At 42.6% G+C, this 24790-nt stretch carries 22 protein-coding genes; 5 read left to right on the forward strand and 17 right to left on the reverse strand.

Features of this window, described 5'->3' with window-relative positions:
- Positions 1-8: 8 nt before the first annotated feature.
- On the reverse strand, positions 9-992 hold the full coding sequence (locus CST_RS09830; protein ID WP_015359751.1) for an aspartate carbamoyltransferase catalytic subunit: 984 nt from the start codon (positions 990-992) through the stop codon (positions 9-11).
- 474 nt (positions 993-1466) lie between these two features.
- Here CST_RS09830 and CST_RS09840 point away from each other — a divergent pair, with 474 nt between their 5' ends.
- Positions 1467-1721, forward strand: coding sequence for a hypothetical protein (locus CST_RS09840; protein ID WP_015359753.1), 255 nt, complete (start codon positions 1467-1469; stop codon positions 1719-1721).
- A 277-nt stretch (positions 1722-1998) separates the two neighbouring features.
- Here CST_RS09840 and secF read toward each other — a convergent pair whose 3' ends face one another.
- The 6 genes from secF to tyrS form a co-directional block, all read right to left on the reverse strand.
- On the reverse strand, positions 1999-2943 hold the full coding sequence (gene secF, locus CST_RS09845) for a protein translocase subunit SecF (RefSeq protein WP_015359754.1): 945 nt from the start codon (positions 2941-2943) through the stop codon (positions 1999-2001).
- A gap of 15 nt (positions 2944-2958) precedes the next feature.
- Positions 2959-4239 carry a protein translocase subunit SecD gene (secD, locus tag CST_RS09850; RefSeq protein WP_015359755.1) on the reverse strand — a complete coding sequence of 427 codons (1281 nt, stop codon included), beginning with the start codon at positions 4237-4239 and terminating at the stop codon, positions 2959-2961.
- Positions 4240-4381: 142 nt separating this feature from the next.
- Entirely contained in the window at positions 4382-5740 is a 1359-nt protein-coding gene (gene scfB / locus CST_RS09855) for a thioether cross-link-forming SCIFF peptide maturase (RefSeq protein ID WP_015359756.1), read from the reverse strand.
- 79 nt (positions 5741-5819) lie between these two features.
- Positions 5820-5957, reverse strand: coding sequence for a six-cysteine ranthipeptide SCIFF (scfA, locus tag CST_RS13260; protein ID WP_015359757.1), 138 nt, complete (start codon positions 5955-5957; stop codon positions 5820-5822).
- 113 nt (positions 5958-6070) lie between these two features.
- Positions 6071-6532: a helix-turn-helix domain-containing protein gene (locus tag CST_RS09860; RefSeq protein ID WP_015359758.1), complete on the reverse strand. Its 462-nt coding sequence runs from the start codon at positions 6530-6532 to the stop codon at positions 6071-6073.
- A 94-nt stretch (positions 6533-6626) separates the two neighbouring features.
- Positions 6627-7868: a tyrosine--tRNA ligase gene (gene tyrS / locus CST_RS09865; protein WP_034842752.1), complete on the reverse strand. Its 1242-nt coding sequence runs from the start codon at positions 7866-7868 to the stop codon at positions 6627-6629.
- 309 nt (positions 7869-8177) lie between these two features.
- Between tyrS and CST_RS09870 the strand changes: the two genes are divergently transcribed.
- A complete protein-coding gene (locus tag CST_RS09870; RefSeq protein ID WP_242823547.1) occupies positions 8178-10658 on the forward strand; it encodes a transglycosylase domain-containing protein in 2481 nt (826 codons plus the stop codon).
- A 103-nt stretch (positions 10659-10761) separates the two neighbouring features.
- Here CST_RS09870 and spo0A read toward each other — a convergent pair whose 3' ends face one another.
- From spo0A to uxaC, 5 genes are all read right to left on the reverse strand, one after another.
- Positions 10762-11601, reverse strand: coding sequence for a sporulation transcription factor Spo0A (gene spo0A / locus CST_RS09875; RefSeq protein WP_015359761.1), 840 nt, complete (start codon positions 11599-11601; stop codon positions 10762-10764).
- A gap of 148 nt (positions 11602-11749) precedes the next feature.
- Positions 11750-13408, reverse strand: a complete 1659-nt coding sequence (locus CST_RS09880; RefSeq protein WP_015359763.1) for a nucleoside kinase — start codon at positions 13406-13408, stop codon at positions 11750-11752.
- Positions 13409-13458: 50 nt separating this feature from the next.
- The gene (locus tag CST_RS09885) at positions 13459-13959 is read right to left on the reverse strand and encodes a dihydrofolate reductase (protein WP_015359764.1); all 501 of its coding nucleotides are present in this window, start codon (positions 13957-13959) and stop codon (positions 13459-13461) included.
- A 93-nt stretch (positions 13960-14052) separates the two neighbouring features.
- Positions 14053-14883 carry a thymidylate synthase gene (thyA, locus tag CST_RS09890; RefSeq protein ID WP_015359765.1) on the reverse strand — a complete coding sequence of 277 codons (831 nt, stop codon included), beginning with the start codon at positions 14881-14883 and terminating at the stop codon, positions 14053-14055.
- 270 nt (positions 14884-15153) lie between these two features.
- Positions 15154-16554, reverse strand: a complete 1401-nt coding sequence (uxaC, locus tag CST_RS09895) for a glucuronate isomerase (RefSeq protein ID WP_015359766.1) — start codon at positions 16552-16554, stop codon at positions 15154-15156.
- Positions 16555-16672: 118 nt separating this feature from the next.
- Between uxaC and CST_RS09900 the strand changes: the two genes are divergently transcribed.
- Entirely contained in the window at positions 16673-17653 is a 981-nt protein-coding gene (locus tag CST_RS09900) for a LacI family DNA-binding transcriptional regulator (RefSeq protein WP_015359767.1), read from the forward strand.
- A gap of 89 nt (positions 17654-17742) precedes the next feature.
- Positions 17743-18696, forward strand: coding sequence for an L-lactate dehydrogenase (locus CST_RS09905; protein ID WP_015359768.1), 954 nt, complete (start codon positions 17743-17745; stop codon positions 18694-18696).
- 60 nt (positions 18697-18756) lie between these two features.
- Here the strand turns inward: CST_RS09905 and CST_RS13445 are convergent, their stop codons facing one another.
- The gene (locus CST_RS13445) at positions 18757-18912 is read right to left on the reverse strand and encodes a lmo0937 family membrane protein (protein WP_015485094.1); all 156 of its coding nucleotides are present in this window, start codon (positions 18910-18912) and stop codon (positions 18757-18759) included.
- Between the two features lie 163 nt (positions 18913-19075).
- Here CST_RS13445 and CST_RS09910 point away from each other — a divergent pair, with 163 nt between their 5' ends.
- Positions 19076-20215, forward strand: a complete 1140-nt coding sequence (locus tag CST_RS09910) for a hypothetical protein (protein WP_015359770.1) — start codon at positions 19076-19078, stop codon at positions 20213-20215.
- 10 nt (positions 20216-20225) lie between these two features.
- On the opposite strand, the gene purD is transcribed toward CST_RS09910, so the two are convergent.
- From purD to purM, 4 genes are all read right to left on the reverse strand, one after another.
- Positions 20226-21485, reverse strand: a complete 1260-nt coding sequence (gene purD / locus CST_RS09915; protein WP_015359771.1) for a phosphoribosylamine--glycine ligase — start codon at positions 21483-21485, stop codon at positions 20226-20228.
- A gap of 62 nt (positions 21486-21547) precedes the next feature.
- Positions 21548-23089: a bifunctional phosphoribosylaminoimidazolecarboxamide formyltransferase/IMP cyclohydrolase gene (purH, locus tag CST_RS09920; RefSeq protein ID WP_015359772.1), complete on the reverse strand. Its 1542-nt coding sequence runs from the start codon at positions 23087-23089 to the stop codon at positions 21548-21550.
- Between the two features lie 44 nt (positions 23090-23133).
- A complete protein-coding gene (gene purN, locus CST_RS09925) occupies positions 23134-23772 on the reverse strand; it encodes a phosphoribosylglycinamide formyltransferase (protein ID WP_015359773.1) in 639 nt (212 codons plus the stop codon).
- Entirely contained in the window at positions 23766-24788 is a 1023-nt protein-coding gene (gene purM, locus CST_RS09930) for a phosphoribosylformylglycinamidine cyclo-ligase (RefSeq protein ID WP_015485096.1), read from the reverse strand. The genes purN and purM overlap by 7 nt, the downstream gene beginning before the upstream one ends.
- Positions 24789-24790: the final 2 nt, after the last annotated feature.

Raw genomic sequence — 24790 nt, forward strand, 5'->3', positions numbered from 1 at the left:
ATTATATTCTATACGCACGCTTCCTGAACAGGAATATCCACAGTGCCGGACGCATGTCTGGAGACTTTCATGTTTTCCCTCCCGGCCAGCAGATATAATAAAGCCATTCTTACGGCAACCCCGTTTGTTACCTGCTCATTTATTACCGAATTAAAACCGTCGATTACGCCCGAGGTCATCTCCACGCCACGATTGACAGGGCCGGGGTGCATCCAAAGGGCATCCTTTTTGGCCAGCGACAGATTGACCTGATTAATTCCGAAGAACCTGGCATATTCGGACTTTGAAGGGAACAACGCATTTTTTTGGCGTTCAAGCTGCATTCTCAGTCCCATAACTACATCGGCCTGGTAGAGCGCATCATTAATTGTCGGAGCTATTTTAGCGCCCATTTTCTCTATTTCAGGCGGTATTAAAGTTGCTGGCCCGTAAATAACAGGCTTTGCTCCCATTTTGGCAAGCCCGATGATATTGCTTCTGGCAACTCTGCTGTGGTATATGTCACCTATTATTGCAACTTTAAGGCCGCTGAGGGTTTTATAATATTCACGTATGGTAAACATATCAAGAAGCGCCTGGGTGGGATGCTCGTGCATACCGTCCCCCGCATTGATTACAGAAGCATTTACATGTTTAGCTAAAAGATGCGGTGCGCCGGACATATTATGTCTTATAACTATCACATCGGCACCCATTGAGTTCAGGGTTTTGCCTGTGTCGACAAGTGTTTCACCTTTGGCCACACTGCTAACAGACACATTAATGTTAATCGTGTCCGCGCCCATATATTTTGCCGCCAGTTCAAACGATACCCTGGTTCGGGTGCTGTTTTCATAAAAAAGTATTAAAACCGTTTTTCCCCTAAGATAATTTGTTTTCTTGTCACCGCTTTGGATAATCCTTTTCATTATCGAGGCGGTGTCAAGTATTGACGTTATTTCGTCCCTTGACAATTCGGCAATTCCCAATATGTCTTTTTTGTTGATCGTCACACCCATCCCTCACTTTCAATTGTCAATTTCATACATTTTTTAAAAAAGGCATAAAAAAATAGTAAGACCGAAATCTTACTATTTCGAAAATCAAATATTTCATTTTTTAAAAAAGGAAATACGATGCCTGGGGATATAAGCTTTTTCCTTTTAAGTTTTATCAACACCCCAGTGTTGTGCAACATCGTCACTCCTTTAAAATTTTTAATATTGTATCATAATTTTCATTCGCCGTCTATATATAATTAAAAAAATTATCCTTTGTCAATAACTAAAATATTACTTTTATGTATTTTTATAACATATTGCTGACAAAAACTCAAAACTACAATCCCGGAACAATTGCCTGTCATATTCCACATTTATTATTATTTTATGTTTTCATGGCAACTTTTACAGGTTGAAACATACGTAATATTATGTTAACCTATTAACTGTAATTGTGAAACGACTGCATAAGAAAGGAGAACGGCGATGTTTCAGCATATACAGATGATTTACAAAAAACTAAGCAGTTTAAACAGAATATCCAAGAGCCTGCTGAAGATAGGTCTGTGGAGTCTTATTACACTGACTGCGGCTTCTGCCGTACTGGCTGTCATCAATATGCTGGAACCTGTCAGTTTCTCCTGCAAACCGTTACTAATTCAGTCGCTCTTCATATACGGATTTTATCTGTGGGCAGAACTGACGATAGGTGCATTAATATTGGATTCGGTTTTCCAATAACCTGAGTCATGTCTCAGGCACACCACGGATAATCCCGGAAACATGCGGTTGCCCGATGGCAATGCATGATTTTCTCCCATGCCATTATTATTCTCCATAAAAGACTCTTTGTTATTATGAACAAACCTGTCTCTGAGTTGAACCTGGCCGTCTTCGCCAGGTTTTTTTATATCAGCTTTTCCACTGTATTGTCCGTTACATGATCTTTCGGGCAAAAAAATAAGTTTGCTTTTAAAAGCAAACTTATTTTTTACCCGAATATAAAGTCAATTCGTGATTATGCACTTTTCATCAATTTTGCCATGTTTCTTTTTCTCCACATTAACCATAACGGGCTTGCAATGAACACCGTTGAGTAAACGCCAGCCACAAAACCCACTATCAGAGGAAGGCTGAATTCCACAAGCGAACTTATATTATTCACGGCGGCAAAGATAAACAATGTAATAAGCGTGATCAAAGTAGTGGCGGAAGTATTTATTGTACGTGTCAGCGACTGATTGATACTGGTATTGACTATCTCGTCAAGGGTACTTTTTTTCATAAGTTTCATGTTTTCACGAATTCTGTCATATATAATAATCGTATCGTTCAGTGAATATCCTATAATGGTCAGAATCGCTGAAATAAACACTTCCCCGAGGGGATATTTCAAAATGGGATACATTGCAAGCGTTATCAGGATATCATGGATCAGGGCTATAATCGCCGTAATTGCGGCCGCCAAACCATGTATTGCGCTAAATCTCCAGGTTACATACAGAATGATAATCACCGAAGCAATTAATACTGCCCTTAGCCCGTTCAACAGGGTTTCGCGTCCGATACTCGGCTCAACGCTGAGCATTTCCTGATTTCCGCCTTCTTTGACATCAAAATTTTCCGAAATCACGTCAATTACCAAATCTCTTTCTTTGGCGGTCAATGTCTGTTCACTTGCAATATCCAGCCTGAGCATGTAAATTGTCTCATTTTCCGAAGCGGGATTATTGGTCTTCTGAGTCTGAGCGGTTACAGACTTTCCCAGCGCCTTTTCCACCAAATCTTCCGCCAGGTTTGGATCAACTTCGCTGTTTGTTTCTATCATTATTCTTGTACCACCACTGAACTCAATATCCAAATCAATTCCGTTGATAAAGTAAAATATAATACCAACAGCTATAACAGCCAGGGATATTAGGAAAAACTTTTTTTGGTGCTTTACTACGTTTATCTGTTTCATTTCATTTACCTCCGGTTATTTTACTCCATACAGCCATTTGTTTTTGAAAGCGCCGATTCCTGACACTCCTTCAAGCATTAATTTTGTTGCGGTTACAGCCGTTAAGAAGCTTATTGCCACACCAATACCAAGTGTCAATGCAAATCCCTTTATGGGACCTGACCCCAGCGCATACAAAACAACGGCAGATATCAGAGTAGTAACGTTAGAGTCCAAAACCGCGGCAAATGCACGGTGGAATCCCTGATCTATCGCTGATCTCAATGTTTTTCCCGCTCTTAATTCTTCCTTAATCCTTTCATAAATAACACAGTTGGCATCCACGCCCATACCAATGGAAAGAATAATACCGCCTATACCGGGCAAAGTAATGGAGATTCCGGTCCATGCAACCGACAATATCGTCAAAACCGCAAGCCCAAACAAGGCTATGCTTGCAATTACACCCGGGAGCCTGTATACCAGAATCATAAAAAGGCATACAAGCAAAAAACCTATTATTCCGGCTTTGACTGCAACATTCATCGCCCCTTCGCCGAGCTGAGGGCTTATTGAATCCACCTTTGTTGCAACCAGCCTGAACGGAAGCGCTCCGGAACGTATTGTCGCGGCAAGCTCTGCGGCTTCTTCCGCATTGGCCATTCCGGTTATGATGGCTTTTCCGCCTTCAATCTTCTGATTTACAATAGGAGCTGAAATCAGCTGATCATCCATAAATATGGCTATTGGCTTTCCAACCAGCCGCCCTGTTGCTTCGGCGAAAGCTTCGGAACCTGATTCATCCAGTTCAAGGGCAACGACCCAGCTACCCTGTTCCTGGTACGGCGCTGCGTTTGCATCTTTTACCTGATTTCCCTGAATAATTATTTTACCGGTGGGTAAATAAATTCCGTTTTCGTCAACCTTATCCTCATCAACTTCCTGGAATGTTAAAAGAGCGGTTTTTCCAAGTTCATTAAGCTGATCCTGCGGGTTAAAGTTTGTTTCCCCCGCTGCCCATGGAATTTCAATAATTATACGATCATTAACGCTGTCTATGTTTATGCTGCGGTCAAATATGTTTTTTGCGTCAAGTCTTTTTCCAAGAATTGTTTTCGCAGATTCCAGTCCCTTATCGATTTCGTCGTCGGTAAGTGAAGACTTGTCAATATCCGGTTCCAGTACTGCATATATTCCTCCGCGGATATCTATTCCGGTGCGGATATTGTTCTTCTTCACCTCGTTGTAAGCCAGAAATGCGCATACTGTAATCACAAGAATAACCGAAACCAGCTTCAGTATGCCGTATTTTTGCATGCTATACTCCTCCTTTGTCAGACGCCGCTCATGTTATTATAAATCCTGTCAGGTTCTTTGGTCAACAAAAGATTTCAGACCCATCGCCGGCAACCCAATTCAGAAAAATCCGTAAAGATTAAATTGCTGCAAATTTTACAGGCTATCCTACCAACTCCTGTGCTTTGAGCCACAAGGCACATTCAATTCTTTTTCTCTCCAGTTCACAGCCTATTTCATAAACATCAAACAAGTCTTTGCGGAAACTCCAAGCATTTGCCGCGCACCCGCCGCTGCAGTAGAATTTTGCCCAGCAGTTTCTGCATTTTTTCTTCGTATAAACGGTTATCTCCCTGAAAGTATCCACTATTTCCCGTTTTGTAATGCCGGTAAAAACATTTCCGAGTTTAAACTGCTCATACCCTGCGAACTGATGGCACGGATACAGGTCACCATTCGGCGTGACCGCAAGGTACTCCGTTCCAGAGCCGCATCCTCTGAGCCGCTTTGCCACACAAGGCCCTCCCTCAAGGTCCAGCATGAAGTGAAAAAAGTTTACCTTTCTTCCCTGTTTTCTTAATTCCGATAACCTTAATGCCAGCCTTTCATATTCGGAGAATATTTTCGGCAGATGTTCCTTCCTGATTTCAAGCCCTGAACCGTCGGGAAGCACCACCGGTTCTATTGACAACTGATCAAACCCCAGATCGGCCATATGCATGACATCTTCTGAAAAATCAAGATTATTTTGCGTAAACGTCCCGCGAATATAATAATCCTTCTCTTTACGAATCGATACCATTTTCCGGAATTTAGGCACAACCGTGTCATAGCATCCGCTGCCGTCGCGCCTTACCCTCATCGCGTCGTTTACTTCCCTGCGCCCGTCAAGACTTAAAACGATATTATCCATTGTTTCATTCAGATATTCCATTATTTCGTCATTGAGCAAAAGACCGTTTGTAGTGATTGTAAACCTGAACCTCTTGTTTGCGCTCTTTTCCCTTTCCCTCGCGTATTCAACGGTGCGCTTGACGGTCTCGAGATTCAGCAGCGGCTCGCCGCCGAAAAAGTCTATTTCAATATTCCTTCTGTTGCCCGAATTTTCTATAACGAAATCAATAGCCTTCCTTGCGACGTCAGGGGACATAAGGGACTTCTCGCCATGATAGTTTCCTTCCCCCGCAAAACAGTACTTGCACCGCAAATTGCAGTCATGTGCCATGTGAAGGCAAAGCGCTTTGACAACGGTTGGCGTTGTTCGTGATGTGAATATTTCTTCATAGGGATCGGACGAAAACAAAAGCCCGTTTGCTTTCAGCGTTTCAAGTTCTGACAGAGCCTCATCAACTACTTCTTCGCCCAACTCCTGTTTAAGAAGCGATACTTTTTCTTCCGCGGGTGCACCGTTTTCATCAAAGCATGACAATACCCTTGCCGCCACGTCATCGAGTATGTGCACCGCACCGCTGTTAACATCAAGAACCATATTCGTATCAAAAATTCTAAACTGATGAATCATCAATTCTTCCCCTTATTTCTGTAATTAAAATTTTAAGAAATAAAAAGGGCTTTTACAGCCCCATCTGATAATTGCCATATTACCTCTCGCATTTCTGATTGGCAACTGTACAGGAGGTTTTGCAGGCCGACTGGCATGATGTCTGGCATTCGCCACAGCCAACCTTCTTTAAATCCTTATTTAATATATTGCCGCTCAAGGTTTTTATGTGTTTCATGATTTATAGCCTCCTATCATCAATTTTCTATGTACCGGACAATTATACCATACACAAAACATTAATTGCAAGTTAGCGATTAAAGCTGGAAAATATACCTTTCCCTTGAATGTCTACTGTTTTCTGTTTATTAGCACTTCAATGTTCATATAACGTCTGACCATTGTTTCAGCCTGATCTATGATATCGTTCAGAAACATTTTGTATAAATCTATGTCATTAATCATATATTTTGCATCAAGAATACGCTCCGTCAGTAAACAGTATTTTTTCAAAACTTCGGGTTCCTCAAGCACTTTGTTATATCTGTCTTTTGCCAGTGTGAGTTTTAAAAGGGACGGTATTTTCACCATGTAGTTTTCTTCCCGGTTTTCAACTCCCAGAAGCATGGACAAATCAATATCCAGCTTATTGATTATTTTCAGCAGTATTTCAAGATTGGGATTCTTTTTTATACCGTTCTCAATCTGTGACAGGTATCCCGGCGAAATATCCAATTCCCTTGCAAAATCGCTCAAAGAAATGTTTTTTTCTTCGCGTTTCGCTCTTATTATTTCTCCAACTTTAATCTCCATTAAAATAACCCCCCCACCAGCCAAGAAAAATATAAAAACATATCATCATCAAACCAACATTTTATTTTTTATCAAAAAGCTTTTCTGCCGTTTTCTAATTTGAAATAACAACTCTGTGATACATCTTTTTACCCTTTCTTATAAACAGCTGCCCTTCTTTAAAATCATCGGAAGTGATTATTCTGTTCTGATCATCTACACGTTCGCCGTTGATATAAATTCCCCCCTGGCTTATAAGTCTTCTTCCCTCGCCTTTTGAGGGGATCAAACCGGCCTTCATAAGCAGATCCAGTATACCGATGCCGTCTTTTAAATCATCCCCGCTTATCTCGGTTGTCGGAGCGCTGCTCAAATCACCGCCGTCGGCGAACAGAGCTCTTGCCGCCTGCTGAGCTTTCCGGGCCTCCTCCTCGCCATGGACAATTTTAGTTACTTCATAAGCAAGGATTTCCTTGGCTTCATTAATTTTTTCATCCCTGTACTGGGCCAGTCTTTCAATTTCTTCCATCGGCAGGAATGTTAACAGCTTAAGGAATCTTATAACATCGGCATCGTTTACGTTGCGCCAGTACTGGTAGAAATCATAGGGGGAAGTTTTTTCAGGATCAAGCCATACCGCACCTTTTTGGGTTTTTCCCATCTTTTTCCCCTCACTGGTTGTCAACAGGCAGAATGTCATTCCATATGCCTCTTCTCCCTTAACACGGCGTATCAAATCAATGCCGGCAAGAATATTGCTCCACTGATCGTCTCCGCCCAATTCAAGAATACAGTTGTAATCCTGATACAGTCTCAAAAAGTCATAACTTTGCATCAGCATGTAATTAAATTCTATAAAGGAAAGCCCTCTTTCAAGCCTTGATTTAAAGCATTCTGCCGCAAGCATTCTGTTAACCGAAAAATGCACGCCTATCTCCCTTAAGAATTCCACATAATTCAATCCCAGAAGCCAGTCTCCGTTATTGACCATAATAGCCTTGCCGTCCGAAAAATCAATAAGCTTCTCCATTTGGACCTTAAACCGGCTCGCATTATAATCAATCTGCTCTTTTGTAAGCATTTGACGCATATCTGTTCTTCCGCTGGGATCTCCCACCATCGCCGTTCCGCCGCCGAGCACTGCAATCGGCCTGTGCCCTGCTTTCTGCATATGAGACATCACAATCAACTGCAGAAGATGCCCCACATGCAAGCTGTCGGCAGTGGGATCAAAACCTATGTAAAAAGTAACCTGCTGACTGCCCAATATTTCGCGTATTTTATCTTCATTCGTAGTCTGAGCAATAAAACCCCGTTCCTTCAAAACATCAAAAACATTCCTGCTCAATTTACCCATCCTTTCATAGGTTGTAAATTTGCATATATTAACTTAAAATGAAATCATACTAAGAAATATACTTTTAACAATTATAATGAATTATTCCCCAAAGTTCCAGTGTAATCGAAAAAAAACTTTTGACTTCATAAATTTATGTTATAATATTAACATCTTTTAGAGGGTGCTATTCGGATAAACCCGACCTTAAATATTTCCTGCCTGTATATTTTACCTTTTTTAACCGTATAAAATTAAACAGTTTTTAAAAAAATTCTCCGAAAATAAGCATTCCTCTTGGGAGGAAAAATTATGAGGTTTTTTAATCTAATGTTAAGAAAAAACAAAGGTAAAAAACTTTTTAAAACGGGAAACAAACTAAATCCTGAAACAGCCGTTCCGAAAAAGCGGCATCAGGCAGTTGCTGGACTGTTATACGCTCTCAGGGTTTTGGGTGGGGCGTTGAAACTGATTCTTATTGTTCTGATACTGGTAGGATCTATTGTAGGCGGACTTGGTGCCGGTCTTATTTACGGATATATTGTTACCACACCCGAGCTCAGCGCCAGTGATCTGCAATTGACAAAATTCAATACCTTTATTTATGACATTGAGGGAAACGTTATTGCCGAACTGAAACGCAATGAAAACCGCGTCTGGATTGATTACGTGGACATACCCAAAAACCTGATTAATGCCTATATAGCGGTGGAAGACAAGCGTTTTTGGGAACATAAGGGCGTTGATTTTAAAAGATTCATATACGCGGCATTCTACAGCGCAAAGTCTTATCTGAGAGGTGAACACACTTTCCAGGGCGGAAGTACCATTACTCAGCAAATGGTAAAAAATTTGACCGGCGCAGATGATGTTACAATAAAACGGAAAATTCAGGAAATGTGGCAGGCACTGAAGCTTGAACGGGAAGGCCTGTCAAAGGAAGACATACTTACCAGATACTTGAATACAATCCCGTTTGGAGGAACGATATATGGTATTGAAACCGCGGCACGGGTTTATTACGGAAAAGACGTAAGAGAACTTTCTCTTGCCGAATGCGCAAGTCTTGCCGGAATCACCCAGTGGCCGTCAAAATACGCCCCGGTTAATGAAGAGAATAAAAAAAATAACATCGAAAGGGCGCATATGATTCTCGGGTTAATGCTCGAACAGGGCATGATAACCGAGGCCGAATATGAACAGGCAATGCAGGAAGAAATACAGTTTAATTATAACCCCAGTGCAGGAAAAGTCACGAAAAACAGCAATCAGTCGTATTTTGTTGACGAGGTTGTAAAAGCCGTGATTAAAGACTTAAGCGGACAGAAAGGCATAAGCGCCCAAGCGGCCGAAGATATGATTTACAATTCCGGGCTGAAAATATATACCACAATGGATCCGAAAGTCCAAAAAGCCCTTGATGAGGTATTTACCGATGATACTTACTTCCCGCAGGTAAACGAGGAAGCAAAAAAACGGGGTGAAACACCGCAGGCCGCAATGGTGGTGATTGATCCTGAAACTGGCGCTGTGCGCGGTCTTTACGGTGGATATGGCGAAAAGAAAGGAAGCGTTTTTAACAGGGCAACGCAAATGAAGCGTTCCCCCGGATCAAGTATAAAGCCGCTCCTCGTGTATGCGCCCGGAATCGAAACAGGACGTATAACCGCCGCAACAGTTATTGACGACGTACCTCAGCATATGCTTCTTAATGATACGTCTATCCCCGAAAAACAAAGAACAAGACTATATCCCCAGAATGTGGAGAGAAAGAATTTCGGGTTAACAACCATCCGAGAGGCTGTCGCCCAATCACGTAACGTTATTGCCGCTCTCGTGCTAAGGGATTACACCACCTTCAAGGTGGGTCTGACCTACCTTGAAAAAGTTGGGCTGCCAAGATGGGAAGACGAAGGGAAAATTTCAATAGCAATGGGCGGCTTTACGAATCAGATGAGCCCTCTGGAAATGGCATCAGCATTCACTGTGTTTGCATACAAGGGCGTTTATTGGGAACCTTATTTTTACACAAAAGTCGAGGACGTAAACGGCAATGTGATACTTGAAAAGAACCCGAAGGGAACAAAAGTATACTCTGAGCAGACAGCCTTCATAATGAACGATATTCTTCAGGACGTGGTAACCGAAGGTACGGCTGCAGGTCTGGTTGTGAAAAACGGCAAAGGTCAGACCATACCGGTAGCGGGGAAAACAGGAACATCGGACAATAATATTGACAGATGGTTCTGCGGTATGACTCCATATTATGTGGCGGCCACATGGTATGGTTATGACAACAAAGAAGTTCCTATTTCCATGGTTTCAGCCGAATCAGCCAATGCGAGAAAAATATGGCAGGCAGTAATGACGAAAATCCATGAGAAGCTTGATGCAGTGCCGTTTTATTCATCCGTACCTCCGAAAATAGTTACAAGACAAATATGCAAGGATTCAGGAAAACTCGCAACAGATCTTTGCAGGCAGGATCCAAGAGGTTCAAGGGTTGTGGAGGAATACTTCATTGAAGGTACTGAGCCGGATTACGGCGATAAGTGCGATGTTCACTATAAAGCAAAAGTATGTACGTTATGCAAGGACGAGTTCGGCAGACCCATGCTTGCAAACGAGTACTGCCCGCCTGAAACGGTGGTGGAAAGAGTTTTCATACGCAGGCCCGTGGAATATAAACCTATGTTCCCGTCAGATCCTTATCCTGCGGACTGGTATTATGAAATATATGAAGGCGAATACTGCACAATACACGGAGGCGCTTCAGCGAACAGCAAAACCGAAAACATCTCGCCTTACTGATTAAATTACGACAAATACTGTGATCGAAAATTCCCTCACAACGGGTCCGGGAATAAAATTTCCCGCCCGTCATGAGGGAATTTATTTATCCCAAAATAATTTTTCATTTTGAAAGATATGTAAGTTTGATTTTGTTCGCAATCGTGGATATAAACTCAGAATTGGTCGGGGGATGATTTTTTCTTTTCTCGGAATATATGAAGTATTTGCTTAACTCATTTCTGTTTCCTTCCTGCCATACCTTGCGTATAGCATTCCGTATTGCCCTTTCAACCCTTCCGGCTGAAGTATTGAAGGCCTCCGCTATCATGGGGTATAATTGTTTCGTTATTGGAATAGTTCCGCGCTCGCAAAGGGAGTTTTCCACTATGGCCATCTGCAAATACCCATAACCGCTTAAATGCGCAGGAACTCCCAGTTCCATAAGCACTCTGCGTACGTAAAGTTCCAGATCTTCGCGGACAGTGTTTTTCTCGGTTTCATCACTTTCGTTTTTTTCACTTTCGAAATTGGGCAATTTCACAGTTTTACCGTATTCTCTGTATTGCCTTTCCGCGCGCTCGAAATCACCGTATATTTGCATAATCCTTTTCGGAAGCAAATCCATATCGAACGGCTTAATTATGTAATAGTCCGCGCCAAGGCTCAGAGCCTTTTTTATGATTTTTTCGTTTCCAATGGCTGTTAAAACAATAATGACAGGTTTCGGTTCAAAAGATATGGTCCTTATTTCTTCAAGGACGGCTATGCCGTCCTTGACAGGCATTACAAGGTCAAGAATAATTACATCCGGCTTATGCTCAATAATTTTTTTCACTGCTGTTTCCCCATCGTACACCTTCCCTACTATTCTGAAGGCCGGAACCGTTTTAAGACTTTTTTCCACCTCCAGTGCATATTCCTCGTTGTTGTCAACGATGATAATATCTATTTCCTTATTCACAATTCTCACCGTTCTTAGAACCAATTGTCATTTGGGTTTTACAAATATATACTTTTATATCATCAGTATATATTATATTCCATTTTATTCCGACAAAACAATACCCAAATTTTCAATTTACGACAGAAAATTAAAAAAATTAACCAATTTACTTAAAAAAGCATGAACCCCCTATAAATTCACGCAGTATTGAATTCGGTGGTATTTCATCGCTTTCTATGTTCAAAAAGTAACTTAAAAACTCAATCAGACGTCTGCTTTCGGCATACTGAGGCTGGTCTGGCCGAATTTCCGAAAGCAACGGTATCGCCAGAGTTTTCAGAACCCCCAGCTCATATATCAACGAGGAGTTAAACATAACATCGGCCTGTTCCTGGAACGGGAATATGTTCCTTTCCTCGCCCCGTCTTACCGATGGCCACAGCTCTATCGTCTTTTCAGCGGGGCAGCCTCTGAATTTATAGTCCCGTACAATCCTGCGAATAAACCTGAGATCGGTTGTGGGTATTCTGTTATGTTTGTCAATCCTCATCGAGGTTATAGCACTTATATATATTTTAAACTTGCTGTCTTCGTTGACCTCTTCGGTTAACCTCGGATTAAGGCCGTGTATTCCTTCTATGATAAGAACATGGTCTTTGCCCAGACGAAGTTTTCTGCCTCTGTATTCCCTCTTTCCCGTAAGAAAATTAAAAGTGGGAATACTTACTTCTGCCCCCTTTATCAGGCTGTTCAGATGCTCGTTAAACAATTTCAAATCCACCGCTTCAAGGGCTTCATAATCCGGCTTTCCGTTTTCATCCAGCGGAGTTTTATCCTTGTCTACAAAATAATCATCAGTGGATATGGTAACGGGGATTAATCCATTTACCCTCAATTGTATTGACAGCCTTTGGGCAAAAGTGGTTTTTCCGGATGAAGAAGGGCCGGCTATAAGTATTACTTTTACCCTGTCCTTCCTTTCGGCAATCATATCGGCTATACGCGCAATCTTCTTCTCATGAAGAGCCTCGGATATTCTTATAAATTCATCCGCCTTTCCGGACTCCACAATATCATTAAGTTTACCTACATTGTCCACACCAAGGATGTTTACCCACTGCCTGTATTCACTGAAAATCTGAAAAAGCTTTTTGGGGATGTCGTGTTCCTCGATGGTGTTTGGATTTGTTGTTCTCGGCGATATTAACACAATACCGCCATTGTCATATTCAAGTCTGAACAGTGAAAGATAACCGCTGGACGGAACCATGTAACCGTAAAAATAGTCTTCCATGTCGTCAAATTTATAAAATGTAACATAGGGTTTCTCTCGGTATTTTATCGCTCCGTACTTATCAGGCCTGTTCTTGTTAATAAAAAGTTGCTTTGCCTCTTCGGTGGGCATGGTCTTTTTTTCAAAGGGCAGGTCCATGTTCACCAGTTCCCGCATTCGCGCTTCAATAATTTTTACGCCATTTTCATCCAAACCCCTGACCGAACACTCAAAAAACAGCCCTTTGCTCACCGAATGACAAATTTCCAGCGATTCACCGGGAAATATATCATGAAATGCCTTTACCAGCAAAAAGGTAAGGCTTCTTTCATAAATTCGCGCCCCGTCGGCAGTGGAAAGGTCTATAAAAGTTATATTGCAGTCCTCGGTAACTGCGTAAGTCAGTTCCCTTATTTCATTATTTACATATGCGGCAACAACAATTGACTTGCTGTCGCTGTAAAAATCATTCTTAATTTGTTCAAGTGTGCTTCCTTTCGTTACACTGTACTTTTTTCCGTCAATTGTTACTGTAATGCTCTTATTCTCCATCTGATACCTCCGTTAAAAATATTCTTAAAAAGAGTATATGACCTATTTAATCATATACTCCTTATATATTCATCAAACCGATACTCAATGCCTTCCCTGCTCGTCTGCCACCGGCCCTTTTTAATAAGCTTCCAGCCATCAATTTCATCAAGGCATGGAAGAAAAGAGTCCGCCTGGAATTCTTTGTTTATGCGCGTTATATATGCCTTTGTGCAATATGGCATAAGCTGACGGTATATGCTTTCTCCGCCGAACACATATATTTCTCCGTCGTAATCCTTTAGCTCGTCCATTAATTCCTGAATACTGTGTACCACTACCGCACCTTCGACTTTATAACCGACGTTCGTCGTCAGTACCACATTCGTTCGGTTTGGCAAAGGTCTTCCCCCGGGAAAGGACTCCAGTGTTTTTCTTCCCATAACAATAACCTTTCCGGTGGTTTTCGCCGAAACATGTTTCATATCTTCCGGAATTTTCACCAGAAGCTTATTTTTATAGCCAATCCCCCAGTTTTTATCCGCGGACGCTATTATAATCCACTCCTGCATAGTTTTCACTCCATAAAAATCCTATCATCAGGGTTTATCACCTGCTCCGAATATATACCCTGTTTGTTCGGCCTGCAAAACAACGGCATCGGATTAAACTGCCACGGGTATATTTTTAACAGGCTCCCCATGCTGATAATTCTCAAGAACAAAATCCTCCACCTTAAAATCATAAAAATTTTTTACTTCAGGGTTAATGATAAGCTTGGGCGCAGGATAAGGCTTTCTCCGGATAAGTTCCTTCACAATCGGAATATGCCTGTCATATATATGGGCATCGGCTATTACATGTACAAGTTCGCCTGCCACAAGCCCGGTAACCTGAGCGAACATATGCACAAGAACGGCATATTGCACCACATTCCAGTTATTGGCCACAAGCACATCCTGGGAACGCTGGTTCAAAATCGCATTCAGCCTGTTTCCGGTCACATTGAAGGTCATGCTGTACGCACACGGGTACAGTCTCATTTCATGAAGATCGGCATGATTGTACATGTTGACAATTATCCTTCTGCTGTACGGATTGTGTTTCAAATCATACAGAACCCTGTCCACCTGATCAAACTCGCCTTCAGGATATTTATGCTTAATTTTAAGCTGGTATCCGTAAGCCTTTCCGATGGATCCGTTTTCATCGGCCCATGGATCCCATATGTGGCTGTTAAGGTCACGTACGTTATTAGATTTTTTCTGCCATATCCACAGGATTTCGTCTATTGCGGCCTTATAATTAATGGGTCTTAGCGTAAGTATCGGAAATTCCTTCGATAAGTCGTACCTGTTTACCACACCGAACTTTTTAATGGTATGGGCCGGCGTTCCGTCTTCCCAGCGCGGGCGTACCTTCTGCCCTTCCGAACTGTATCCGTTTTCCAGTATATCCTTGCACATTTCAATAAAAATAATATCTGCCTGACTCAAGAAAAAATCACTCCTGATTAAAAAATTTGAAAAAACAGTAAACAAACTTTAATTAATAATATAACATTTACAGTTTTTTTTCTCAATGTTAAGTGTACGCCAATCTAATTTAACCCGAAAAGCATAAAGGCATACAAGTTTACGTCTTGTGCAATTTTTAAGGGTAAAAACAATGACAGATACTTAATAAAAAATGAGGGGCTGCCAGACATCACAAATCGTAGACAGCCCCTTCTGCTATTATTAATTTTTCCTTTATTCAATTACATGTCAAAATCCGAAATAATTCTTGGCATTGTAATAACTAATTTCCTGTACCATGGAACCGAGCAGCTTCATATCGAGCGGAACCTCTCCGGCCTCTGCCCATTCTCCCACCAAATTGCACAGTATTCGTCTGAAATATTCATGCCTTGTATAAGACAAAAAGCTTCTCGAATCGGTGAGCATTCCGACAAACCTTCTTAACAGTCCCATATTGGCCAGGGCCTTCATCTGAGCAACCATGCCGTCTTTCTGGTCATTGAACCACCATGCCGATCCCAGCTGTATCTTGCCCGGTACCTCACTGCCCTGGAAACATCCCATTACTGTTAACAGTACTTCATTGTCGTAAGGGTTCAAACTGTACAAAATTGTTTTTGGAAGCTCTCCGGTCTTTTCAAGGGCATTCAGTAATGCAGCCAGTCCTTTTGCCTGCTGCGCGTCGCCTATCGCATCATAACCGGTGTCAGGACCGAGAACGGCGAACATTCGGGTATTCAGGTTACGGATTGAGTTCAAGTGAAGCTGCATTGCCCAGCCTCTCTTTGCGTATTCACGTCCAAGGAAGACCAGCATATGGCTTCTGTACTGATCAGCTTCCTGCCGGGACACCTTTTCGCCGTTCAGAGCTCTTGTGAGGATTTTGTCAACCGTTTCTTCGTCAACTTCCTCATAGACGGCATATTCCAAAGCATGATCCGAAACCCTGCAGCCGTTTTCATGGAAATACGAAATACGGTTTTCAAGTGCCTTTTTGAGATCGGTAACCGACGAAATCTTCATATTCGCAGCCTTCTCCAAAGCCGCGATGTACTCGGCGAAACCCTGGTTATTTATATTAAGCGCCTTGTCAGGTCTGAAAGCCGGAAGAACTTTGACTGAAAAGCTCTTGTCCTCTCTGATTGCCTTGTGGTATTCAAGGGTATCTATCGGATCATCGGTGGTACAGATTAATTCAACGTTGGATTTTTTAATCAGACCCCTGACTGAAAATTCATCCGACGCCAGTAATTCATTGCATCTGTTCCATATTTTTTCTGCCGTTTCCGGGGAGAGCAAATCATCGATTCCGAAATACCTCTTCAGCTCAAGATGGGTCCAGTGATACAACGGGTTCCCAAGAAGATACGGCACCGTTTCGGCCCATTTCATAAACTTTTCCTTAGGATCGGCGTTCCCTGTAATATATTTCTCATCAATCCCGTTGGCACGAATTGCACGCCACTTGTAATGGTCCCCTCCAAGCCATACCTCGGTGATGTTTTCATACTTCTTGTTTTCCGCTATCTCCCTCGGGTTGAGATGACAATGATAGTCAATTATCGGCAGGTGTTCCACGTAATCATGATACAATGTCCTTGCCACCTGGTTTTGTAACATGAAGTTATCGTTTATGAAACTTCCCATAATTCATCCTCCTATGCAAAGGTAGTTGAAAGCGCTTACAGGTTTTGTTTATACTTAATATAACACAAAAATAAATCCGATAAAAGATAAAAAATAAATTTAACAGGAGAGATCGGCGTTGAACATATACGATATTGCAAGGGAAGCAAATGTTTCGATTGCTACTGTTTCAAGAGTTTTAAATGACAGCGCTAAGGTAAGGGATATAACAAGGCAAAAGGTTGAAGCTGTTTTAAAAAAATATAATTATATTCCCAGCGCCATCGCCCGAGGCATGGTGACAAACTCACTGAAAACCATAGGAATAGTCACCATCGACATACGCAACCTGTACTATGCCAACGTGGCCCACAGTATAGAACAGTCCCTTTCTGCTCTTGAATTTAACACCATTCTTTGCAACACCGGCTATGACAATGAACAGAAATTAAAATATCTGAGAATGCTTGTGGAGAAAAAAGTCGACTCAATTATTCTTGTGGGATCGCCGTTTAAGGATCCCGTTCTTGACAAACCGATTGAACAGATATCAAAGGATATTCCGATTATAATTATCAACGGTTTGTATGAACACCCCAATATCTATTCGGTACGCTGCGATGACAAAAAGGCCCTCGAAACAAGTGTGGAGTATCTGGTTTCAAAAGGCAGGAAAAACTTTCTGTATCTTTATGATGCCGAGACATTCAGCGCAAATCAGAAACTTCTCGGCTTCAAAAACGCTGTGTCCAGGTTTAATGTCAATTCGGAAATTTTTCTCGTAAAGCCCGGGCTTGAGCCTGCCTATTCCAAAGTTAAAGAACTTTTGGACAGCGGTTTTGACTTTGATGCGGTTGTAACCAGCGAGGATTTAACGGCGATAGGCGCGTTAAAATGCCTGATTGCCAATAATATTCGCGTACCTGAGGATGTAAGCGTAATAGGATTTAATAATTCGGTACTTTCAGTTTGCTGTACTCCGGCGCTCTCCACAATAGACAGCAGGATGGAGGAACTCGGCAGAATTGCGGTAAAAGTACTCCATAAGGTGCTAAAGGGTGAAAAGGCCGAGAACGACACAATAATAGACGCAGAACTGATTTTGAGGGAAACTACATAGTACATAGGTTTAATCCTTTCAACCTGGGGGAATATATTGTATAAGATTGTTATAGAATTAACCACCCCCGTTTGAAAGGAGGAAAAACAATGAAAAAAGACATACAGAAAGTGGCAATTATCGGTGCGGGTTTTGTGGGGTCGACTACAGCTTTCACCCTGATGCAGAGCGGACTGTTCTCTGAAATGGTAATCATAGATGTAAACAAGGACAAGGCCGAAGGCGAGGTAATGGACCTGAACCATGGCATGCCCTTTACCAAGCCTGTAAGGATCTACCATGGAACTTACAAGGACATTCAGGATTCGGACATAATAATCATTTCGGCGGGCGCAAACCAGAAAGAAGGCGAAACAAGGCTTGATCTGGTTCAGAAAAATACCGCCATTTTTAAAAACATCGTATCCGAGATAATCAAATACACCACCCCTGAAAATACCATCATCCTGGTCGTAACAAATCCCGTAGACATACTTACCTACGTAACCGCAAAAATATCGGGCTGGCCGGCAGAAAAGGTAATAGGCTCGGGAACGGTACTGGACACAGCCCGTTTCCGTTATCTGATTGGAGAACATGTGGGTGTGGATGTGCGAAACGTGCACGGTTATATATTGGGTGAACACGGCGATACTGAGCTTGCTGCGTGGAGCCTTACCACAATAGCAGGCATGCCGATGGACGAGTACTGCAAAGCGTGCAGTTCGTGCCAGGAAGGGCGCAGCAAACTGGAAATTTTTGAAAATGTAAAAAATGCCGCATATGAAATTATTAAAAGAAAAGGCGCAACTTATTATGCCGTGGCTTTGGCTGTCAGAAGAATTGTTGAAGCAATTATGCGCGATGAGCATTCCATCTTGACCGTATCAAGTATGCTGAACGGTCAGTACGGACTTTACGACGTTTGCCTCAGCGTACCCTCGGTAATTGACAGAAACGGCGTTAAACGCGTCCTTGAGGTCCCTCTTTCTGACGAAGAAAAACAATTGCTTTGCAAATCGGCCGATACCCTGAAAAAAGTAATTAGCCAGCTTAAAATATAGAATCTGCCTGATATCCATACCGGCGTATAAAAGCTACTAAAGGGCTTGGTTACAAGCCCTTTAGTCGTCAAAAATCCTTTTGCCCCTGATAATCCGAACAAGAACGGTAATAACCGCAATCACAAGAAGAATATGGATTAATCCTCCCAGCGTGAAGGATGTTAAAACTCCCAGCAGCCATAAGGCAAAAAGAATTACCGCAATCGTCAGAAGCATTGTATCACTCACCTTTCAAGTCTTGTTTTGCCCAAAATTCAATTAATAATTCAAGTCAAAATCTTCATTTTCTGTTTTTTATTCTGTATAAGAATTTAACAATAAGCTTAAAATAAATATCTGAAACATGAAAAAACACAGATGTAGCACCGGGGTGAAAACAATGCTTAAAAAAGCCGCCGTAATATTCTTGGGATTTATAATGCTGCTTACCCTTACAGCATGCCCTGACAAGGAGCAGTCAGATCAGCAGAAAAATATGGAGAAAATACCCAACACAATGTACAAGGCGTCAAATGAGCTGGAACAGATTATAACCCTCCTTGGCGGTCCCATGTTCAGCGGTCGAGACAGCATCGAACAGATGAAAAACGAACAGCTTCAGATGCTTCTGGAAACAACACAGAAATATACGACCGGAACTTATGACAAAGAACAAATTCTGCCCAGCGGCGGAACCGAAAAAGGCGAACAGCAGCAAAAGGAAGGCAGCAAAAGTGAAAAACAGGGCGAGGAAAACGCTCAGGGAGAAGAACAGGACAATACGAAGGAAAACGGGAAAAAAAATGAAGAAGGACAAGGTGAAGAAATGCAACAGGAAAAAGGGAACGACAGTTCATCTGAAAAAGACAAGGGCGGTCAGGAAAAAGCAACCGAACAGAACATAGAGAAGGAGAACTCCGGTGAAAAAGTTGATTCACAAAAACCCGAATCCGAGGAGAATAAGTCATTCCAGTACGAAGACAGCCTGTTCGGCATTCCTCAGTGGCATGACGACAACTGGAAAATGATTAAGGTATTAACCGACGGAATGCATTTTACCTGGAATAATTTACAACCTGAACTTATAAAAAAAGGGGTCTCCCAGACCCAGATTGAAAACTTCAATAAAGCCCTTGCAGCATTGTCGCAGAACGTAAGTGCGAAAAACATAATGGCGGCCCAGAATTCGGCTTTTGAGTTATCACAGGTTCTCGCCGATTTTTACAGCTATTACAAAACCGATATTCCGGCCGAATTGCCCCGCATAACAAGCGGAGTTACAGGTATTCATTTTTCGGTAAAGCAAAATGACTGGGCAAAAGCCCAGGAACTTGCAAATCAGCTTCAGCAGGAATTTGCCAAACTCAAAGCAGGTGCTGAAGACAACCAAAACCATATTTTCCAGATGCTTGAGCTATCGATAAATGATCTTTGCAGCGCGGTATACAACCAGGATTCGGTACTTGTCATAATACGGACAAATCTTGTAAATTCAAATATCCGGGAACTGGAATCAAAGCTTTCTCAAAAACAGGAATAAAACAGTATGGTTAAATGTCCCCAATATCCCTGCGGTAATGTGCGCCGTCAAAATGAATTTGGCTTACTGCATTATATGCCTTATTCCTTGCCTCTTTCAGGTCCCTGCCAAGGGCTGTTATGCCCAGAACCCTGCCACCGCTGGTGTAATATTCGCTGCCGACTTTTTTCGTACCGGCATGGAAAATTATTATATCCTTGTCATTTCTGACCGATTCCAGACCGGTAATTTTCAATCCCTTACGGTATTCTTTGGGATAGCCTTCCGATGCCATTATTACGCAAAGGGAAGCCAAATCGTCCCATTCTATGTTAATTTGATCAAGCCTTTCGTCAATTACCGCGTCAATCACGTCAAGCAAATCATTCTTTAACCTTGGCAGTACCACCTGTGTCTCGGGATCCCCAAAACGGGCATTGTATTCAAGAACTTTAGGGCCCTGTTCGGTAATTATAAGGCCGAAATACAAAACTCCCTTAAACGTCCGGCCTTCCCTGTTCATAGCTTCAATTGTGGGCCGGAAAATTCTGTTCATGCAAACTTCCGCAATTTCTTCGGTGTAAAAAGGACTGGGTGAAAATGCGCCCATACCTCCGGTGTTGGGACCTTTATCGCCGTCAAACACCCGTTTATGGTCCTGTGCGCTGACCATAGGTATAATTGTTTTGCCGTCGGTAAATGACAGCACCGAAACTTCACGGCCTGTCAAAAATTCCTCAATGACAACCGTTTTTCCGGCATTTCCGAATTTCTTTCCTTCCATCATGCTTATAACGGCTTCCCGCGCTTCTTCTTCGGTATTGCATATAATTACACCTTTTCCCAGAGCCAGGCCGTCGGCTTTCACAACAATGGGATACTTTCTGTGCTTAATATATTCCAGCGCTTTATCCATATCGCTGAATGCTTCAAATTCCGCAGTGGGTATGCCGTATTTTTTCATAAGGTTTTTTGCAAAGCTTTTGCTGGATTCTATCAGCGCCGCTTCACGTGTCGGACCGAAAGCGCGAATTCCTGCCTTTGCCAGTTCGTTAACCATCCCAATTGCCAAAGGATCATCGGGAGCAACAACCACAAGATCTATATTTTTTTCCTTGCAGGCTTTTACAATGGCTTCGGTGTCAAGCACACCAATATCCAAACAATCCGCGTATTCACTGATTCCGCCGTTTCCAGGCGCACAAAAGACTTTCTCCACCCTTCTGCTTTGGGAAATTTTCCAGACAATTGCATGCTCGCGGCCTCCTGAACCTATCACCAGTACCTTCATATTGTCCCTCCGGATTCCAAGTTTATAAAACAGCGGGGATTAACCCCGCCTTATTTCATCAATCAGTGCTTGAAATGGCGTACGCCGGTAAACACCATTGCGATTCCGTATTTGTCGCACGCATCAATCGATTCCTGATCCCTTATTGAACCACCTGGTTGTATAATGGCGGTAACCCCGGCCTTATACGCCGCTTCCACACAGTCCGGGAACGGGAAAAAGGCGTCCGAAGCCATAACAGCTCCTTTGCACAGGTCCCCTCCCGCTTCAATGGCTATCCTTGCTGCAGTAATGCGGTTCATTTGACCGCAGCCTATGCCTATTGTCCTGTTCGGTATTGCCAGAACTATTGCATTGGATTTGACATGCTTTACAACCTTCATTGCGAATTTCATCGTTCTCAGTTCTTCTTCCGTCGGTTTCCTTTTTGTTACCACCTTAATATCCGACTCATCGTACACAATATCATCCTTTTCCTGAAGAAGCAGGCCTCCCCCTACTTTCTTCATGTCATAGCCTTTTACGGATTTTTCCGCTATTGCGGGAAGACTTAAAATTCTCAGATTCTTTTTCTTTTTCAATATTTCAAGGGCTTCAGGTGAAAATGAAGGTGCCACGACGATTTCAAGGAATATTTTACTCATTTCTTCAGCCGTTTTTGAGTCTATTTCCCGGTTAGCCGCAACAATTCCGCCGAAAATCGAAACCTTGTCGGCTTCATAGGCATTCATAAACGCCTCATATATGTCAGAGCCGGTACCCACGCCGCAGGGATTCGCGTGTTTTACCGCCACAACCGCAGGCTCATCAAATTCTTTCAGAAGTTCAAGCGCACCGTTTGCATCGTTTATATTGTTAAAGGACAGTTCCTTACCATGCAGTTGTTCCGCCTGAGTCAGCCAGCCGGATATATTACCCACTTCCCTGTAAAAAACGGCTTTCTGATGAGGATTTTCACCATATCTCATATCCTGGACCTTTTCAAAAGTCAGGGTAAGGGTTTCCGGGAAGAACTCTTCATCCAGCTGAGAGCGCATATATTGCTGAATTAATGCATCATAATGGCTCGTATGCTCAAAAACCTTATAGCATAAATAAAGCCGGGTTTTGGCGGAAACATCTCCTGTCTTGCGAATTTCTTCAAGAACGGGCCCGTAATCCCGCGGATCTACAATCACAACCACATCCCGGTAATTTTTCGCAGCCGCACGAAGCATCGTAGGCCCGCCTATATCTATATTTTCAATTGCTTCCTCCAGCGTAACGCCTTCTTTCAGGATGGTCTGCTTAAACGGGTAAAGGTTCACAACCACCATGTCTATTGGCTCTATTCCAAGTTCACTAAGCTCTTTCATATGTTCCGGGTTATCCCTCATTGCAAGAAGTCCCGCATGAACTTTGGGATGGAGGGTTTTAACCCTTCCGTCAAGGCATTCGGGAAAACCCGTGATTTCCGAAATTCCCGTAACCTTAATACCGTTTTTCTGAAGCAGCTCAGCTGTGCCACCGGTGGATATGATTCCGATACCGAGCGTTTCCAGTTCTTTTGCAAAGTCCACTATTCCCCTTTTATCCGATACGCTTATCAATGCCCTTTTTATCATTTATTATCACTCCTGTAAATTAATAAAAATTTATCCCAACTCGTTTACTCTGAATCGGTATCCCTGATGATTACCTTTCTTCCATTAATTTCCAGCTTTCCTTCCGAGAACAGGCGAATAGCTTCAGGAAGGATTATCCATTCAGCCTGTTCCATTACCCGTTTTTGCAATGTTTCCGGCGTATCATCGGGTAACACTTCCACCGCCTTTTGTAAAATAATCGGCCCTGAATCATATTCAGGCTCGACAAAGTGCACTGTAGCGCCCGTTATCTTAACCCCGTATTCCAGAGCCTTCCGGTGCGGTATAATACCGTAGTAGCCTTTTCCGCAGAATGCGGGAATAAGTGACGGGTGAACATTAATAATCGCATTCTTGTATTCATTGATAAAGCTTTCTCCGAGCCGGCTTAAAAATCCGGCCAGAACCACCAGTTCCACACCATACTTCTTCATATGGGCAATAAGCGCCTGGTTATAATCCTCTTCATTGTCAAAACTCTTTCGGGATATAACGGCAACCGGGATATTTTTCCTTTTAGCCCGTTCAATCGCTAAAGCTTCGCTGTTGCTCGACACAACCGTGACCACGCTGCAATTCTTAAGCGTGCCGTCTTCAATCCTGTCCAAAATAGCCTGCAGGTTGGTACCGCCGCCCGAAACCATTACACCTATTCTCAGCATATCTCTATTCTACCTTCGCCTTCAGTTATTTCTCCGATTAAATACGCCTTTTCCCCAAGTTCACCAATAAAGCTTATAATCTCCCCGGCCTGATCATTATCAACCGCCAGAACCATTCCAATTCCCATGTTAAACGTATTGAACATGTCTGTTTCTCCAATATTTCCCATTTCTGAAATGAGTTTAAATACAGGCAGTACAGGCCATGTGCCTTTATGAATTACGGCTTTAAGGCCGCCGGGAATCATTCTCGGTATGTTTTCAATAAAACCTCCGCCTGTAATATGGGCTATTCCTTTAATTCTATATTTTTCAACAAGACTTAAGACGGTTTTGACATAAATCTTTGTCGGAGTAAGAAGTGCATCTCCCAGAGTTGAGTTTAATTCGGAAAAATATTTTTCCAGCTCATGCCTGTCCTCGGAAAATATTTTCCTGACAAGGGAAAAACCATTACTGTGAACGCCCGACGACGCTATTCCGATCAGTTTATCGCCGCTTTTTACCGTGCTTCCGTCAATAATCTCATCCTTATCCGCTATCCCCACGCAGAAACCGGCAAGATCATATTCATTTTCGGGATAAAAACCCGGCATTTCGGCGGTCTCACCGCCGATTAACGCACAGCCCGCCGCCACGCAGCCGTCGGATATTCCTTTTACAATGGTCTCAACTTTAAACGGATCAAGCTTTCCCGTCGCAATATAGTCCAAAAAAAATAATGGCCGGGCACCACTGCAGATTACATCGTTTACACACATCGCCACACAGTCAATGCCTACAGTATCGTGTCTGTCCAGCGCAAACGCAAGTTTCAGTTTGGTACCCACGCCATCGGTTCCTGAAACAAGTACAGGTTTTTTGATATTAATGTTCTCAAGGGAAAATAGCCCACCAAAACCTCCTATATCGGTCAATACCTCCGGGCGCATTGTTCTGGCTATATGCTTTTTCATCAGCTCAACAGCCCTGTACCCGGCATGTATGTCAACACCGGCGTCTTTGTAATCAGCCATTT

The sequence above is a fragment of the Thermoclostridium stercorarium subsp. stercorarium DSM 8532 genome (assembly GCF_000331995.1).
In the GTDB taxonomy this organism is placed as follows: Bacteria; Bacillota; Clostridia; order DSM-8532; family DSM-8532; genus Thermoclostridium; species Thermoclostridium stercorarium.

Excerpts from the sequence above, each read along its gene's own strand:
- CST_RS09905 (WP_015359768.1), top strand. The coding sequence starts at position 17,743 with ATGAAAAAAGACATACAGAAAGTGGCAATTATCGGTGCGGGTTTTGTG.
- purN (WP_015359773.1), bottom strand. The coding sequence starts at position 23,772 with ATGCTGAGAATAGGTGTAATGGTTTCGGGCGGCGGTACCAACCTGCAG.
- scfB (WP_015359756.1), bottom strand. The coding sequence starts at position 5,740 with ATGATTCATCAGTTTAGAATTTTTGATACGAATATGGTTCTTGATGTT.
- CST_RS13445 (WP_015485094.1), bottom strand. The coding sequence starts at position 18,912 with ATGCTTCTGACGATTGCGGTAATTCTTTTTGCCTTATGGCTGCTGGGA.
- CST_RS09885 (WP_015359764.1), bottom strand. The coding sequence starts at position 13,959 with ATGCAGGAGTGGATTATAATAGCGTCCGCGGATAAAAACTGGGGGATT.
- purD (WP_015359771.1), bottom strand. The coding sequence starts at position 21,485 with ATGAAGGTACTGGTGATAGGTTCAGGAGGCCGCGAGCATGCAATTGTC.
- purH (WP_015359772.1), bottom strand. The coding sequence starts at position 23,089 with ATGATAAAAAGGGCATTGATAAGCGTATCGGATAAAAGGGGAATAGTG.
- uxaC (WP_015359766.1), bottom strand. The coding sequence starts at position 16,554 with ATGGGAAGTTTCATAAACGATAACTTCATGTTACAAAACCAGGTGGCA.
- CST_RS09840 (WP_015359753.1), top strand. The coding sequence starts at position 1,467 with ATGTTTCAGCATATACAGATGATTTACAAAAAACTAAGCAGTTTAAAC.
- CST_RS09860 (WP_015359758.1), bottom strand. The coding sequence starts at position 6,532 with ATGGAGATTAAAGTTGGAGAAATAATAAGAGCGAAACGCGAAGAAAAA.
- CST_RS09880 (WP_015359763.1), bottom strand. The coding sequence starts at position 13,408 with ATGGAGAATAAGAGCATTACAGTAACAATTGACGGAAAAAAGTACAGT.
- secD (WP_015359755.1), bottom strand. The coding sequence starts at position 4,239 with ATGCAAAAATACGGCATACTGAAGCTGGTTTCGGTTATTCTTGTGATT.
- tyrS (WP_034842752.1), bottom strand. The coding sequence starts at position 7,868 with ATGGGTAAATTGAGCAGGAATGTTTTTGATGTTTTGAAGGAACGGGGT.
- secF (WP_015359754.1), bottom strand. The coding sequence starts at position 2,943 with ATGAAACAGATAAACGTAGTAAAGCACCAAAAAAAGTTTTTCCTAATA.
- CST_RS09870 (WP_242823547.1), top strand. The coding sequence starts at position 8,178 with ATGTTAAGAAAAAACAAAGGTAAAAAACTTTTTAAAACGGGAAACAAA.
- CST_RS09910 (WP_015359770.1), top strand. The coding sequence starts at position 19,076 with ATGCTTAAAAAAGCCGCCGTAATATTCTTGGGATTTATAATGCTGCTT.
- scfA (WP_015359757.1), bottom strand. The coding sequence starts at position 5,957 with ATGAAACACATAAAAACCTTGAGCGGCAATATATTAAATAAGGATTTA.
- purM (WP_015485096.1), bottom strand. The coding sequence starts at position 24,788 with ATGGCTGATTACAAAGACGCCGGTGTTGACATACATGCCGGGTACAGG.